The following is a 15228-nucleotide window of genomic DNA, read 5'->3' as shown; positions in this document are numbered from 1 at the left end:
CCACGTCAGCAGCTTCTGGAGACACCATGAGTATCGTCAACATCGACGTCACCCTCCGCGACGGCGGCTACCGCAACGGCTTCGCCTTCCCGGTGGAGTACGCCCTCAAGCACGCGCGGCTGAGTGTCGAGGCGGGCTTCGACTGGATCGAGATCGCCTACCGCAAGGGCTCCTTCGCCGCGATCCCCGACCTCGGACTCACCGGCCGCGGCGACGACGAGTTCATCACCGCCATGGCCGAGGAGATCGGCCCGGAGCGGGTCGCGATGATCCTGCACCCGAAGAACATCTCGCGCGCCGATCTGCCCGCCATGTACGCGGCGGGGGCACGCCTGGTCCGGATCATCCTGCCCGCCAAGGGATACGAGGCCGGTCTGGACTACATCCGCCAGGCCAGGGACACCGGCTTCACGGTCGGCGTCAACTTCGCCCGGATCAGCCAGTGGCCGGGCCGGGACGTGGTCGAGGTCGCAACCGCCGCGACCGACGCCGGCGCCGAGTTCGTCTACCTCGCCGACTCCAACGGCAGCCTCTCCCCCGTCGACACGACCGACCTGACCACCCTGACCAGGTCCGTCACCGGCGGCCCGGTCGGGCTGCACGCCCACAACAACCTCGGCCTCGCCCTGGCCAACGCGATCAGCGCCGTCGCGGCCGGTGCGACCTGGATGGACTCCTCGGTCCAGGGCATGGGCAAGGGCCCCGGCAACCTCATCGCCGAGCAGTGGCTGGCCCACCTCGACCGGACCGACCCGGAGGCCGCCGCGCGGCTCACCCTGGCCCCGGTCCTGGAACTGGCCGATCTGCTGCTCGCCAACGTTCCCGAGGGCAGGCCCTCGCTGCCGCTGCCGGACCTGGTCCTGGGCCGCTACGACCTGCCGGTGGAGCACCGCAAGGACCTGCTCGGCGAGCACGGCGAGGCGATCGCGACCGCGCGGACCCTCGCCGGCGTCCGGTGACCCACGCCGGACCGGTCGTGCCGACGGCGGTCTTCGGACCGGAGACCGCCGCCGGCGCGCCCCACGCGCTCGTCCTCGCCCCGGTCACCCCGCGCTGGGACGAGGGGGCGTTCTTCGCCCCGGTCATCCGGACCCTGGCCCGCTCCGGGCTCCGGGTGACCGTGGTGGACACGCTCTCCCTGTGGGACGAGGAGGCGGACTCGATGACCGCCTTCGTCGCCCGCTGGCGTGCGCTGCTGCCGGACTTCGGACGCGTCGACCTGCTCTGCGGGAACGCGCTGGGCGGCGCGGTGGCCCAGGCCCTGCTCCCGGACTGCGGCCCCGGCACCGCCGCGCTGCTCGTCTCGGGCCCCGCCCGCACCGACCCGGTCCTGGAGGAACGGCTCACCCGGATCGCCGGCCTGGCCGCGGCCGGCCGCCCCGGCGCCGCGCTCGCCCTGCTCAACCGGCGCGTCCTGCCGCTCGGCGCACCCGGCGCCGCCCCCGCGAACGCCACCGCCCCTTCGGACGCCACCGCCCGCGCGGACGCCGTCACCACCGCGGACGCCGACGCGGCCGCGGGACGCAGGCTGGCCGCCGGGATGCGGCTGCTGTGCGGACTCGACGTCACCGCCGCCGTACGCGGCCACCCGGGCCCGCTGCTCCAGATCGTGGGCAGCCACTCCCAACTCGTCACCCGGCGGCACACCGCCGCCGCACCGCACCACAGGGTGCACGTCGCCCCGGGGGCCGGCATGCGCCCCCACGCCGAACAGCCCGCCAGGGTCGCCACGTTGATCGAGGCCTACCTGCGGGAGAAGGGACTCCGATGAAGTCCGCGCCGAGGAACGCCCCGAGGAAGAGCGTCGCCGTCCTGCCCGGCGACGGCATCGGCCCTGAGGTCGTCGCCGCCGCCCTCGACGCCGTCGAACGGCTCGATCTCCCGCTGGACTTCCGGTTCGGGGAGATCGGCTGGGAGTGCTGGCGCCAGGAGGGCGACCCGGTCCCCCAGCGCACCTGGAAGCTCCTGGAGGAGACCGACACCTGCCTGCTGGGCGCCATCACCAGCAAGCCGCTGCGCGAGGCGGAGGCCGAACTGGGGCCGTCGCTGCGCGGCACCGGACGGACGTTCGTCTCCCCGGTCATCCAACTGCGCCAGCGGCTCGGCCTGTACGCCAACATCCGCCCGGTCACCGACCTGGACCACGGCCGGTTCGACTTCACCGTCATCCGCGAGAACACCGAGGGCCTGTACGCCGGGTTCGACGTCCACGGCCTCGACGAGGCGCTGTGGAACGCGGTGCGCGAGCACCCCAACGCCGAGGCCTCCGGCCCCCAGGAGAGCAGCGTCACGCTCCGGCTGCAGACCCGGTTCGGCATCGACCGGCTGCTGCGCTTCGGCTTCGCGCACGCCGAGGCCCACGGGCGGCGGCTGCTCACCGTCGTGGACAAGCCGATGGTGCTGCGGCAGAGCGGCAACCATCTGCGCGAGCGCCTCGATCTGATCTCCCGGGACCACCCGGACATCGAGACCGAGATCCTCAACGTCGACGCCGTCGCCCTGTGGATGGTCCGCAGGCCGGAGCGGTTCGGAGTGCTCGTCGCCGAGAACATGTTCGGGGACATCCTCTCCGACCTCGGCGCCGGCGTCATGGGCGGGCTCGGACTCGCGCCGAGCGGCAACATCGGTGACCACGGCAGCTATTTCGAGCCGGTGCACGGCAGCGCCCCCGCCATGGCGGGCCGGGACCGGGCCAACCCGATGGCGATGCTGCTCACCGTCGCCCAGATGCTGGACCATCTCGGCATGTCCGTACCCGGTGCGGAACTGCGCGAGGCCGTCCGTGCCGTGGCCCGCGCCCGTACGACGGTCACCTACGACCTGGGCGGCGAGGCGGGCACCCGCGAGGTCGCCGAGGCCGTCGCCGCCGAACTGCCGGGCGGCGAGGCCGGGTCGGCCGTCGCCGAGGACAAGGTGCCCGTCGTGCCCGCGGAGGTGGTGGACCGGCTGGCCGCGCTCGACACCGCCTCCGTCTCCGACGCCCTGGACAGCCTCGGCATCCCCGGGGTGCTCGCCGGGATCGGCGCGCGGGTGCCCGGTGCCCGTACCGCGGGCCTGGCGTACACCGTCACCTACCAGCCGGTGGACCACCGCCCGGGCCAGGGGTTCCGCAACGCGGCGAACTACCTGGACGACGTGCCCGCCGGGTCCTTCGTCGTGGTCGACAACGGCGGCTCCACCGCCTGCACCAACTGGGGCTCGCTGCTCACCGCGGTGGCCCGGAGCCGCGGGGTGCGCGGCACCGCCCTGCACGGCTCGGCCCGCGACCTCGCCGAGATCCGCGCCGCCGGATACCCGCTCTTCAGCACCGGCGTCACGATGGTGAGCGGCAAGAACCGGGTGGAACTCGCCGCCACCGGAGGGCGGATCACGATCGGCGAGGTCACCGTGCGCCCCGGTGACGTGATCGTCGCCGACGACAACGGCGTCCTCGTCGTACCCGCCGAACGGGCCGCCGAGGTCGCGGACCGCGCGGAGCGCGTCGAGGGGACCGAGGCGGCCATCGCCGGGGCGGTCGGCGACGGCCTGCGACTGGACGAGGCCCGCCGCCGGTTCGGCTACGCCAGGCCGTGGGAGGGCGCCGCCGCCCCCGAGTCCCATGACGCGTGACCTGGTCCGGCGGGTGGTGGACGTCCACTACCACGCGGGGCCCGACCTGTACCGGCGCCGGCTGACCACCGCCGGTGCCGGGCGGGCCTACGCGGAGGTCGACGGCTGGGCGGTGATCAAGAGCCACCTGGGGTCGACGGCGGCGAGCGCCTGGGAGGCCCGGCAGGAGGGACTGCCCGTCTCCGGCGCGGTCGTCCTCAACGACCTGGCCGGCGGGGTCCGCCCCCGGGTCGTCGAGCAGGCCGTCTACGCCCATGGCCCGGACAGCCCTGCCCGGCTGGTCGTGCACCTGCCCACCCTGGTGGGCCCCGGGCACCGGTCGGCGCTGCGCCGGGAGCCGTTCCACCCCCGGCTCGACCCCGAACACTGGCGTGCCTCCCGGGTCCTGGACGGCGCCGGCCGGCTCCGCGAGCCGGTGCGCGAGGTGCTCCGGGCCGCCCGCGACCTGCCCGTGGTCCTCGCCACCGGACACTGCGACCGGGACGAGACGCTACGCGTGGTCGACGAAGCGGTACGCCTGGAACTCCCCCGGCTGCTGCTGACCCACGCGACCCACCCCATGTCCGGCCTCACCCCGGCCGACCTGGCCCAACTGGCCCCGGTCCGCGGACTCTACGTCGAACTCACCGCCCTGACGCTCCTGTTGGGCCACCGTGACACCCGGCACCTGGCCGAGGTGGTACGGGCCCATCCCCGGGTGGTGTTCAGCTCCGACCTCGGACAGCCGGACCAGCCGGATCCCGCGGGCTGGCTGGCCACGAGCCGACGCTGGTTCGGTGAAGCGGAGTTGACGTCCGATCAGTTCCGATCCGTCAGCTCGGTCAACCCCGCGGCGCTGCTGGCGCCCTGACCCGGTGATTCCCCCTTCCACCACAGGAGTTCCCGTGCCCGACGATCCCGGCCTCCCGCGCCGCGGGGTGCTGCGCACCGCGCTCGCGACAACGGCGGCGGCGCTGTCCGCCCCGCTGCTGGAGTCCACGCCCGCGCTCGTCGCCCGCCCCCGGACCGGCAGACTGAGCGACCAGTCCGCGGTGCGTTCCCTCACCTTGGGGGACGTCCGGCTCACCTACGTCGTGGACGCGGCGATGGAGCTGGACCCGGTGGGCTTCCTCCCGGCCGTCCCCGCCGGGTACTGGCGGCGACATCCCGAGGCGCTCACCCGCTCCGGGCGGATCGCCGCCTCGGCCGGCGGTGTGCTCGTCGAGCGCGGGCGGCACAGGCTGCTGATCGACGTGGGTCTCGGCGGCAACGTCCTGTCGCCCGCGCTCGGCGTCTCCCGCGGCGGCGCCCTGCTGAAGACGCTGCGGGGGCTCCGGGTGGCCCCGGAGTCCGTGGGTACGGTGGCCTTCACCCACCTGCACACCGACCACACCGGGGTCGGCTTCGTCCCGGACCGGCACCAGGAGCTGCACAAGGCGTTCCCGGGCGCCGACTACCTGGTGGCGGCGGCCGAATGGGGTCCGTTCTGGCGGGGCGAGATCACGGTGGGGGCGCCGTCCTGGGACGGCTTCATGGTGCCGATGTCCCGCGTGCTGCGGCAGTTCGGGAACGGCGACGAGGTGTGGCCGGGCGTCACCGCCCTGATCACCCCGGGCCACAGCCCGGGGCACACCACCTACGTGGTCTCGGCGTCGCGCGGCCGCCGGATCCTGGTCCTCGGGGACGCCTTCCACACGCCCGCGCAGCTGACCCACCCCGAGTGGCCCTCCGGCCCGGACGTGGACGTCGAAGGCGTGCTGAAGGCCCGCAGGACCCTGCTGGAGCAGTTGCTGGCACCCCGCACGTACGCCTTCGCGTTCCACTTCGGCGACCAGGCCTTCGGCCGCGCCGTACGGGACGCGTCCGGGGCCGTCCGGTGGCGGCCGGCACCGGCCCGGGCACTCCTGCCCAGCCCGGTCCGGCTCCCCTGACCCGCCGCGGTCTCAGCTCTCGTCGGGGGCCAGCCGCAGCGAGATCGAGTTGATGCAGTACCGCTGGTCGGTCGGCGTCCCGTAGCCCTCGCCCTCGAAGACGTGCCCGAGGTGCGAGCCGCACCGCGCGCAGCGCACCTCGGTGCGCACCATCCCGTGGGTGCGGTCCTCGACCAGTTCGACCGCGTCGGTGTCCTTCGGGTCGTAGAAGGACGGCCAGCCGTAGGCCTGGCCACCCCCACCCCGCAGGCATGACAAGACCGGGCGCCCATACCGTGTGGTCAGGGCTCCGGCCGTGGCGGCAACCCGTATCCGAGGTCGCGGACGAGTTGATCGGCAGGCACTGCCTACGCCTCGCCCTCCAACTCATACTCGTCTCCCTGCTCGGGCGTAGCCCCGATCGAGGCCGTCCCCGGCTCGGCCCGCTCCGTGTCTTCCATGGGTTCGGCATACTTCGCGGCGAGCCGAGCGAGGTGCAGGGCGAGTGGAAGCTGCAGCGCGTTGTCGTAGTCGTCCGGAAAACGCTGCTGGTGGACGTACATGGCCCACTGTTCCGCATCGTCAGCCGGTTGAAGTGCTGCCATACAGAGATCGAGGATCTCGGGGTTCCATGCCGACGTGCCTGGCATGCGTAGGGACCGTCCAGCTGCGTTGCGGTGCTCGGTGAATTTGCTCATGTCACGGGGGTGTCCGTGCTGGCTTGCCTTGTCCGAGGTGCTCTGGAAGACGCGATTGCCCTGCCGCGCGTCATCGGGCACCCACAGCCCCTTGGCCACGCCGGCGCCCTCGTCCCCGTCGGGTGCCCACCACTGCGGTGTTTCCTCCCGGTCGTTGCTCGCGACACGAACGAGCCGCAGGCGGCGGCCGTGCGCGGCGAGCCGCTGAAGTGGTCCAGCTCCCAGGCTCACACGGTCGACGGCCAGCCCCGGGTTGGTCAGCCACGGCCAGCGCTGGCGGGTGTTCTGGGCGTGGGTAAGGACGAGGGTCGGCTCGCCGCGCAACTTATACAGCGTCTGCTTGACGAACAGGGCGGTTGCGTCCTCCTGCTGCTTCCTCGTCCTGAGGTCTTTGCTGCGGATCCTTCCTGTGAGACTGCGCAACAGCTCGGGGTACGGCACCCAGTCCGATGTGTCCGCCGTGCGGCCAAGCACACAGTCTTGGCCGGGACGGATGAGTACGGCGATCGGGGTGAACTGCGGATATTTGTTGTCGCGGCTGACGTTGCGCTTGACGAGCCAGAAGGCGAGCTGGTTCAGGTCCTCGGGGATGGCCGCACCGAGTGAATGCTCGGGCAGGCACCGCATGCCGAGCTGTCGCAGACCGTCATTCCAGGCAGCCTTGGCCCTGTGCGGGTCCGAAACAGCCTCTGGCTTGGTGGCGACCGGGTCCGGGAGGTCCAGGAACTGGCTGACCAGGCCAGCGTCAGCGAGTCCCACGCGCAGCGCTGCCTTGGGGTCGCTGGTGCGGCGTCGGAAACCGTCCTTGCCTTCCAGCTCGACGAACGCCAGCTGGGGGCACGTGCCCAGCTCTGCCGTCCACACGCGCAGTTCGTCGCGCACCGCCCGTCGTCGCGCATCCATGGCGGCGTCCCACTCCTCGCCTCGGCGCATGGCGCTGCCCTCACCCAATGGGCCGACGAGTTCCCCGGCTTGCCTGACGTGGAAACGCACGGTCAGGTCGGGATGGTCCCACTGCCACAGCTCGGGGCCACTGGTCGTGCGGTATTGCGCAAGCCCGAGGCTCTCCTCGGCTGCGGCGACCAGGTGATCGCGCATGGTGTCGGTCTGGTGCAGCAGTACGGCAGTGAGACCTGCGGGGCCAACGGCGCGCGCGAGCAGGGGCCGCCGACGGGCGGCGTTGCGTGCCCGTCGCCCGGCGTTCTCCCGGTTGATCCTCGTTTTTTCCTCTTCGGTGGCTTTCTTCGGCACGGATACGGCGGCCTCCAGCACGTTGTGCGGAGTCTGGCGCCGGATCCCGCTGCGTCGGGATGTGCCGACGCATGTGAACTCTGGGGACAGCGATGCCGCAGCCCACTCCGTCAGCCGCCGCCGTTCTTGTGGTGCGATTCCGGCCTGCACTCCGTGTCGTCCCATCATCGTGTGGTGCACCACAGCTGCAGTGACGCCGTCCCGGCCAGCGAGCCAAGTCTCCGGCTCCTTGGCCATGAGGTCGGGTGAGGGGAAGCGGGGGAAGGCGGAGATCTGGTTCAGCATCCCTTCTGGCCCTCCCTGAACCCAGGCGTACCCCCCGGTCTGAGGTACCCAGCGCAGTCCACCAACCGCGAACCGTTCCGGGTCGGGCCCGTCAGGCACAAGGCTCTGGTCCGCCAGCAGGTAGACGGAGGCGCTTCCCCGCTCCGGCAACCAAACGGGGCCGCGTACCCACCGGCGTACACCCGTGGATAGGTGGATGCGGGGAGTCGAGTCGAAGGGAACGGTACGGAGACAAACTCGGATGTACGCGGAGTAGTTCCACACCTGGGATTTCGCACCACGGCCACTGAAGTGCTCCAGCGGAGGCCAGGAGACGAGTTCCGCCCCAGGGGCTCCCGCATCCATCGCGACCTGCCGGAACGTGAGCCGTTCGCCGAAGTGCTCGTAGGCTGGCTCCTGTCGAGCGATGCGGGCGGCGAGGATCTCGGGAAGAAGCCGCCACAGGTGATCCGCAGGCACGGCGGTGCCACCATCGCTAACCGTCTGCTCCAGCATGTCCACGCCGAGGAGGTCCCACTCCAGGCTGTCGATGTTCAGCAAGGAGGCGGTTTCCTTGACCTTCGCATGTCCCTCCGGTCCCGGCTGTAGATCGCGCAGCCAGGCATGGATGAAGGTGCTCATCACCGCCTTGGGATAGGGGGCATTCGCGTACAGCCAGGGCCGGCCATCGTCGAGTGGTGCCTTCTTGGCCACGGACACCAAGTCGGGGGCAACGGCGGCGATCACCTGGTTGAGCCGCTTGATGGGCACCGACACCTTGCTGCGGTCACGCCGCTCGGGCTTGCCATGCTGCCAGTGGTCCTTGAGAGGAGCCCGCCAGGCTCGGGGGAAGGCTAGTCCGTATTGGGGCACGAGGAATGGATCGCTTCCCCGCGTCGGGATGAAGGCAGCAGGCTGAATTTGGTCATACGCCATGACGGGGTGGGTCTCCGTTCGGGTCGGTCAGAAGCGTCAGTGAGCGTCCCTGCGATGCGTGAGAGTGCATCAATGCGCCGGCGCGGGAGGGACAGTGGGACGTCAGTCCATGTCGGCCAATGCCTTGTACAACGGCTCGTACAAAGCCTCGACCAGGGACTTGTCGATCGTGGGTACGGCGGATTCGGTACTGAAATAGGGAGCGAGGAGTGCGCGCATGCTCTCCAGCAGGCTAGTGGCGGGGGTGTCGGTGGCCGCGAGGCCCGCCTCGCGGGGTGAGAAGGCGGCGTCGACGAATACGACGCGAGCGGGCACTCCGCCCCGCACGAGGCGGCCGATGACCTGCCACATTACGACCAGCTGGTCCCAGGTGAACGCCTCCTTCTCAGTCTTCGGGAGGCTGGTCCACGACAGTCGGCGGGTCAGGAAACGGTTCCAGGCACGGCGGGCGTCGCGCCGGAAGGCGAGCCCAGCCCGGTCGGGTGTGCCTTCCCGACGAGCGAGATGCCGCAAGCCGTTACCTGGGCCACGGATCTGCCGTACCGCCCAGTCGTTGACGGCCTGTACGGCAAGTGCGATGTCGTCGGGACGAGGGTGCGGGCGGGCCAGGAAGTAGACCGTGCCGATAGCGGCCTTGCCTCCGGGGACAACGATGTTGTGGCCGCGTTCGACAGCGAGGAGCGGGGCGACGAGGAGTTCCCCGTCGGCCTGGCCGCCGCTCGCCCAGCCCGCTACGTCGCCCCGGCGCAGAGCCTTCGCCTCGGCGGTACGCGGCAAGGCGCTCCAGGCCGTGTCAAGGTCGGCGTCGTCGGAGACAAGTCGGGAGATCCGACCGGCCCATTCCGGGATCGAGTTGAGGTACGCGGCGGCCCTGCGGGCCTCCTCGTAGCTGCCGACAAGGAGCAGCAGGCGGCGTCTCTCGGGGTCTTCGATGTCGTCGAGTTCTTGCTGGAGGGCGCTTACCGAACCGGTGAGGCTGCGGTCGGGCTCGGCGAGCTGGTGCAGCATCTGGACGAGGGCGGCCGGGCGTTCCTCTGGGTCGCAGCCGGACAGCCGCAGCGGTCTTGTACTTCCGGGCCAGTACAGAAACTCCTTACGGAACTCGGTGTCGAGGATGGCTCGCACCTCCTCCTGGTGCGGGCGCAGCACCGCATCGACGTCGGCGTGCACGTGGTAGCGGCTGGAGGTGCCGGCCCAGCTGGTGGCGGACATCAGCATCAGGTGCGGGCCGGGCCTGCCGTCGACGGCTGGCAGGTCGGGCAGGCCAAGCAGTAGTTCGCGTCCAACGCCGTTACAGCGAAAAAAGCGCAGTTCGCCGCTCTGCTCGCCGTCTTTCCTCCGCTCGTCCAACTGGAACTGGAAGCCGAGGACGTTGCCCATGGGTGACTCGGGCATCGCGGGCTCGTAGTCGCGGGGTGGGCGACGGGAAAGCACGTTGGAGGCGGACTCCAGGTTGAGGACCGCCTCAACGCGCTGCCATAGCCCAGTCATGAAGTTGAGCCGGTGGTGCAGGGCGGCGAGGACCAAGGTGAGTTCGAACCGGGGCACGTGAGGGTCGGGGCCGTCGTCGAGTCGTACGGCTCCGTTGAGGAGCCGCTCCAACACGGGCCGCACCTGGGTGCGGGTGTCAGAGCCGTGAGGGGCGTGCAGCAGACCGAGCGTGAGATGGATGAGCTCGTTGACGAGCGCGGTCTCCGCCGGATCCGTCTCAGGTTCGGTGCCCACCGTACGGGGCTGGAGCGGGTCGTCACGGAAGCGGTTGAGTACGCCGTCGATCCGCTCGCGCTGCGCAAGACGCCGGGCCTCTGGAGTGCCCTCGGACACAACAGTCTCGTCGATGTCTTTGAGGTCGGGGAACCATGCGTTGATGAGCCACTGGTGGAGGGTGACCGCGCTGAAGTAGTCCTGGGTGATCCAGTGGCGCAGCGCGCGGTTCTGAATGAGGCGTGAGTACAGCCGGTCGGTGGCGTGGCGCACGGTGTGGGTGGCGTTCGTCCAGTCGTCGATGTCCCGTGCCGAGAGCTGGAGTCGCGCCTGACCGGCGAGTTCCGCAAGGGCGTGTGCAGCGACCTCGTCGATCCACGAGTTAGGGGCGCGGCCGGCGAGAGTGGTGGCTGGGGCGAACGCCGTGTCGAGCTGCATTTGCACCCGGTCTGCCTCGTCCACGATGACAAAGTCGCTCATTCGGCATGCGAGTTCGAGGTAACGCAGCCGCTGCTGCTGAAGCTGTTCGGGCACGGCCGTGTGGACGAGACTCGCGGGGGTGGCCACCCACACCCGGGCGTCGACTAGTTGACGGGCCGCGTGATGGCGGGGGCATCTGGACCACAGGGGGCAGCTGTGACGCCGCGGCCGTTCGTCGTCCGTGGAGGCGGCACTCGCAGCGGAGTCAGCGGCCGCTGCTCCATCGAGAGCCTCACCATCGCCATCGGGGTCTGTCTCGGAACTCTCCTTGCCGAACAGCCCTTCTCGCAGGTCCGCCTCCTCTGTGGATGCCCGGCGCGCCTCGTACAGGCTTCCGCACGGCGCCTCGCCGACGCGCAGTGGTCGCTCCGCCTCCGTGCCGCGCAGGGCGTCGAGTGGGCAGGCGCTGTTGACGTGGTTGAAGCCGTCGTGCCAGTGGGTGAGCAGGCTTGGGGCTCCATTCGACGCGATACGCCGGTGAAGTCGCTGGATGTGGCGTTCACGCGTGGAGTGGCCGAGTACGGGTGCGGTCGGCACGCCCAGGCGGTCCAGGAGTCCGGTGACGGACAGAGCTTCGGCGACATCGCCGACGACAATGGTGATCCGCAGCCCGAGTTCGGTGGCGGCCCAGAAGGTGAGGATGTCGCGCAGGGTGCTCTTGCCAGCGCCGACCATGCCGACGAGGTGGAGGAGCCGGTCGATACGCAGGGTGTCGCTCTGCTCGAACTTGCCTTGTCCTTCGTCTCGTACGAACAGTTCGACGCGCTTCAGGCGCTGCAGCCAGTGGCCGCGTGCGACGTCCGGGGCATGTGACTCGATCACGTCCATGCGGCGTGCGGCGGCTTCCAGCTCGCGCCACCGTACGGTGATCGGCTCGCCTTCTCCGGGCAGCGGCGCATCTAGGTCATGTGCGGCCGCCGGTCCGTCCGGAAGTAGGTCCTCGGTGAAGGTGACGGCGTACCGGCGGTTGCGGACGGGGAAGACATAGTCTCCGGCCTGGGCGCGGGACAGTCGGTGTCGCGCGTACGGGGGCGGCTCACCGAGCACCTTCTCGTAGCGCTCGAAGCGGCGTGCGGCCCGCGCGGGCGAGCGCCGCATTGGTACGGACTCCGCGGATACGAGATGGTATCCGCGCAGTTCCTGGGGAACGGCGAGGTAGGACTCCAGGGCGAGCAGCCATTCCCGGCGCCTGCGCAGGGGCAGCAGGTAGTGCCGGGCTCGTCGGACGCGCAGTCGCTGAGCGTCGGTGGTGATGTCGCCGAACGCCTCCCCGAACGGGTAGCCGCTGATGAGTGTCCAAGTGTCGACGGCGGCCCGGTTCGGCATGACCGACTCCAGTAGGTACAGGCCAAGTTCCACATCAAGGAGATCGCCGGGGCTGAAGGAGCGGGGTCCGTCCTGCCATGCGTCCTTCAAGGGGGCGGTCAGCCCGCGGTGCCAACCGCTGCGGTCACGCATCGAGCTCTCCTTCCTGGGGTTTTGGTGTCGTTCGCTTTACCCTCCGTGCTGTCCGGGGCGCCGGCCGGGTGGTTCCGGGCTCGGTGTGCCGCATGGCGCGGGCCAGAGTGCTTTTCGCCTGTCGCACGACCTCCTCATCGGTAAGCAGGCTGACGTGGCCTTCGACTCCCTCGGGCAGATAGTGGTGGAAGACTTCGCGGTAGCCGTCCCGCTCCTTGAACCTGTAGGAGGGCACGACGAGCAGTCCCCGGTCGTAGGGCGGTTCTCGGCGCAGGGCGGTGGTGGTCCGGCCCAGCAGCGCAGGGTTGGCTCGGTCCTTGACGTCGATGCCCCACGCCCGGCCGTCGGGAAAGACGACACGGAGGTCGTACGCGTCGAAGTTGGGCCACATCGCGACGGCGAGGCCGAGTCCCACGAGTCGCCGTTCCAGGCCGGTCTCAGCCAGTCCGGGGCCAGTGATGAAGACGCGAAGCGGCCTGGTGAGGAGGTACAGGCCGCCGTCGGACCCGGGGTCGAGGCGTTCTCCGACGGCCACGGGCCTCCTGCGGCAGCGGTCGAGCGTGCAGGCGTATCCGTCGTCCCGCAAGGGCACCAGCAGACATCCGCAACCGGCGCACAGCGTGCACCGCCCATGGCTGATATAGGCGGCGGTGACCGGCTCGTAGCACCGCTTCACTATGTCGAGCAGTAGCGACAGGTCCAAGTCAACGCTTAGCAGGGCAAGTTCGACACCCGTCAGGACGGGGCGCTCGATGAGCAGCCTGCGGAAGGCGGTGTAGGAGTCGGGGGCCTTGGCCGCCCGGCAGAGGGTGAGCGCCTCTTTGAGCAGTGCGTTCTCGATCTGCTCGGCGGCCGGATCGGGTGCGAAGACGGCCCACTCCAGGCACTCCTGGGCGGGGGCGCCGGTGTGCGTGTCGACCAGCCGCAGGTCACTGATGTGCTTGTCTTCTAGAGGGAACGGCCACCAGTCTGCCAGTGGGCGCGCAGCCGCCCACCGGGCGAGCTGCGGCACGCTGCCGGGGGCCGTACGCCCGGTGCGCAGGCAGACGAGGACGAGATGGTTGTAGGCGGCCTGCACGACGTCGGGGTAGACGGGATCGCCGGGCGTGCGCAGCTGAGACAGCCGTACCAAAGCGGTGGCGACCAGCCTCAGCAGCCGCTCGGACTCGGCACCTGCGACATCCGGGGGTTCAACGGCGGCCACGACGCACCTCCTCGGGGGCGCTCGCGCACCACTCGGTGACAGGGCAGGTACGGCAGTGGGTGCCGGGCCTGGGCGTGAAGACCTCGTCGCCGCGCCAGGGCTCGACGTACTCCCGCACGAGCCGACGGGCGGCCTCGACGCGCTCGGGCTCGTTGTACGGCTCGATGTATGAGGGGTCGCCGCTGTCCGGCCGCAGCACCTCCAGCTCGACCCGCGAGCCCGCCGGGTCGCCGCCGAAGGCTCCTTCAGCTAGAAGGATTACGGCCAGGGCAAGTTGGGGGTCGGTGGTGAAGGGGTCCCGGCCCATCCAGGCGTCCGCGCTCTGCGTGGTCTTGGTCTCGCGCCACACCCACGAGCCGTGCTCCGCGTAGAGCAGGTCCGGTTTCACGATCAGGACGACATGAGCGTGCGGGTCATAGAAGGCTCGCAGGGGCTCGGGCACCACGGCCGTGACACCGTCGTTGAGTAACGGGCACATGTCGATGTGCTGGGCGAGCATCCGGGACCCGGTGCGCGCCCACTCGCCAGTCATGCGCAGCTCCCCGTCACCCCAGGCGGTGTCGCCCCAGGGCATGTCCGCACCCCCGCACGGCGTCAGGAGACCGCTCCTGTGGTTTGCCTCCAGGTGGGCGTGGACGGCCTTGCCGAGCTGGTTCTCCGGGGAGTACTCACGGGTGCGGGGAAGGTGCTGGGCGTAGGAGAAGTACATCTGCGGGCACTTGCGGTGGTAGCGCAGATGGCTGGCGGACAGCTCCCGCAGCGGGAAGGGGCCTCGGCCGGCTGGAATGCCGAGCAGGCCGGGCAGACGAACCGGAGCATCACAGGTCTCCAGGCGGCGGCAGCCCGCGCAGCTGCCGCCGGGCGTCGCGGGGCCGCCACCCACGATCTCCTTGACGCGCGCTTCGGCATGCTGCTTGTAGTAGGCGCGGACCTGTTCGGGCCCGCCCTCAAAGAGGAGCCGGTACGAGCCGTCATGCAGCCCGGTGAGAGCCACGCGCACATGGTCGACAGGCTCTGCGCCAAGGAGCTGGTACGGGTGCCAGGGCTTGGCACCCTGCCGTGCGGGTTCCCCGAAGGCGGCGGCGAGGGCGGCAATCGCGACCCGGTCCTTCGGGACAGACCGGGGATCGGCGCTGCCGTAGCAGAGGAAGGAGAACTCGCGCAGCCGCCCTCCCGGGTTGTGGTGGCAGGCCCCCCAGCCCGTCAGCTCCCAAGTCCGCCCGTCCACCTCCCGCATCCGCACCCACGGGCCGGGGGCAGGAATCACCGGCGGCGCGTCCTTGGGCCGATCACGATCGAGCCACCGCTCGACAGCGTGCCGCAGGAAACGGCGCTGGGCCTGGTGTAGGGAGCGCCGCGCGCAGTCCTCGGTCTGCCGCACGGCGTCCTGCGGGACCATACCCTCGCACTCGACGAGCCGCACGGCGGCCAGAACGAGGCCAAGGACGAAGTTCTCCAGATACGGCTTCGGCCGCTCGACACGGCGGCCCGGCCAGGCGTTCGGCCGGGTTTTGCCCTCCGCAAAGCGCAGGCAGGTGTGCCGCTCTTCAGCCGCGTGCGAAGCCTGCACCCGGATCAGCGCGCCGCTACCGGTCATCCCCTCCGGCGGTGGCCACTCCGGCATCGCTGCCCCGTCCCTGCCTCTGTCCTGCACGGTCCGTCTCCCTCGGCCACTGCGGTGCCCACGGCACACCCCACCCGTCGCTGCGGCCACCTTGAGTGACCGTGGTGAGAC

The 15228-nt window shown here is 70.6% G+C and carries 9 protein-coding genes and 1 pseudogene; 5 read left to right on the top strand and 5 right to left on the bottom strand.

Annotated elements, in window-relative coordinates:
* Positions 1-26: 26 nt before the first annotated feature.
* The 5 genes from ACZ4O3_RS01645 to ACZ4O3_RS01625 are packed head-to-tail and all read left to right on the top strand — an operon-like array spanning position 27 to position 5519.
* The gene (locus ACZ4O3_RS01645) at positions 27-959 is read left to right on the top strand and encodes a beta/alpha barrel domain-containing protein (protein ID WP_362731898.1); all 933 of its coding nucleotides are present in this window, start codon (positions 27-29) and stop codon (positions 957-959) included.
* Entirely contained in the window at positions 956-1771 is an 816-nt protein-coding gene (locus ACZ4O3_RS01640; RefSeq protein WP_467720787.1) for an alpha/beta fold hydrolase, read from the top strand. Before ACZ4O3_RS01645 ends, ACZ4O3_RS01640 begins: the two co-directional genes overlap by 4 nt.
* A complete protein-coding gene (locus ACZ4O3_RS01635; RefSeq protein WP_467720786.1) occupies positions 1768-3609 on the top strand; it encodes an isocitrate/isopropylmalate family dehydrogenase in 1842 nt (613 codons plus the stop codon). Before ACZ4O3_RS01640 ends, ACZ4O3_RS01635 begins: the two co-directional genes overlap by 4 nt.
* Positions 3599-4459, top strand: a complete 861-nt coding sequence (locus tag ACZ4O3_RS01630) for a DUF6282 family protein (protein ID WP_467720785.1) — start codon at positions 3599-3601, stop codon at positions 4457-4459. Before ACZ4O3_RS01635 ends, ACZ4O3_RS01630 begins: the two co-directional genes overlap by 11 nt.
* Before the next feature lie 34 nt (positions 4460-4493).
* Complete coding sequence (locus tag ACZ4O3_RS01625) at positions 4494-5519, top strand: MBL fold metallo-hydrolase (protein WP_467720784.1); 1026 nt, start codon at positions 4494-4496, stop codon at positions 5517-5519.
* A 12-nt stretch (positions 5520-5531) separates the two neighbouring features.
* On the opposite strand, the pseudogene ACZ4O3_RS01620 reads toward ACZ4O3_RS01625, so the two are convergent.
* The 5 genes and pseudogenes from ACZ4O3_RS01620 to ACZ4O3_RS01600 form a co-directional block, all read right to left on the bottom strand.
* Positions 5532-5741: pseudogene (locus ACZ4O3_RS01620) on the bottom strand (peptide-methionine (R)-S-oxide reductase); the annotation flags it as partial.
* Between the two features lie 125 nt (positions 5742-5866).
* Positions 5867-8647 carry a pPIWI_RE module domain-containing protein gene (locus tag ACZ4O3_RS01615; RefSeq protein ID WP_467720783.1) on the bottom strand — a complete coding sequence of 927 codons (2781 nt, stop codon included), beginning with the start codon at positions 8645-8647 and terminating at the stop codon, positions 5867-5869.
* Between the two features lie 102 nt (positions 8648-8749).
* Positions 8750-12289, bottom strand: a complete 3540-nt coding sequence (locus ACZ4O3_RS01610; RefSeq protein WP_467720782.1) for a pPIWI_RE_Z domain-containing protein — start codon at positions 12287-12289, stop codon at positions 8750-8752.
* Positions 12282-13493, bottom strand: a complete 1212-nt coding sequence (locus tag ACZ4O3_RS01605; RefSeq protein WP_467720781.1) for a pPIWI_RE_Y domain-containing protein — start codon at positions 13491-13493, stop codon at positions 12282-12284. The genes ACZ4O3_RS01610 and ACZ4O3_RS01605 overlap by 8 nt, the downstream gene beginning before the upstream one ends.
* Positions 13480-15090: a PD-(D/E)XK nuclease family protein gene (locus ACZ4O3_RS01600; RefSeq protein ID WP_467720780.1), complete on the bottom strand. Its 1611-nt coding sequence runs from the start codon at positions 15088-15090 to the stop codon at positions 13480-13482. Before ACZ4O3_RS01600 ends, ACZ4O3_RS01605 begins: the two co-directional genes overlap by 14 nt.
* Between the last annotated feature and the right edge of the window lie 138 nt (positions 15091-15228).

It is taken from the genome of Streptomyces sp. NPDC026515, from assembly GCF_055567595.1.
This window is presented reverse-complemented; position numbering and strand designations above follow the sequence as displayed.

Excerpts from the sequence above, each read along its gene's own strand:
- ACZ4O3_RS01600 (WP_467720780.1), bottom strand. The coding sequence starts at position 15,090 with ATGACCGGTAGCGGCGCGCTGATCCGGGTGCAGGCTTCGCACGCGGCT.
- ACZ4O3_RS01645 (WP_362731898.1), top strand. The coding sequence starts at position 27 with ATGAGTATCGTCAACATCGACGTCACCCTCCGCGACGGCGGCTACCGC.
- ACZ4O3_RS01615 (WP_467720783.1), bottom strand. The coding sequence starts at position 8,647 with ATGGCGTATGACCAAATTCAGCCTGCTGCCTTCATCCCGACGCGGGGA.
- ACZ4O3_RS01635 (WP_467720786.1), top strand. The coding sequence starts at position 1,768 with ATGAAGTCCGCGCCGAGGAACGCCCCGAGGAAGAGCGTCGCCGTCCTG.
- ACZ4O3_RS01630 (WP_467720785.1), top strand. The coding sequence starts at position 3,599 with ATGACGCGTGACCTGGTCCGGCGGGTGGTGGACGTCCACTACCACGCG.
- ACZ4O3_RS01610 (WP_467720782.1), bottom strand. The coding sequence starts at position 12,289 with ATGCGTGACCGCAGCGGTTGGCACCGCGGGCTGACCGCCCCCTTGAAG.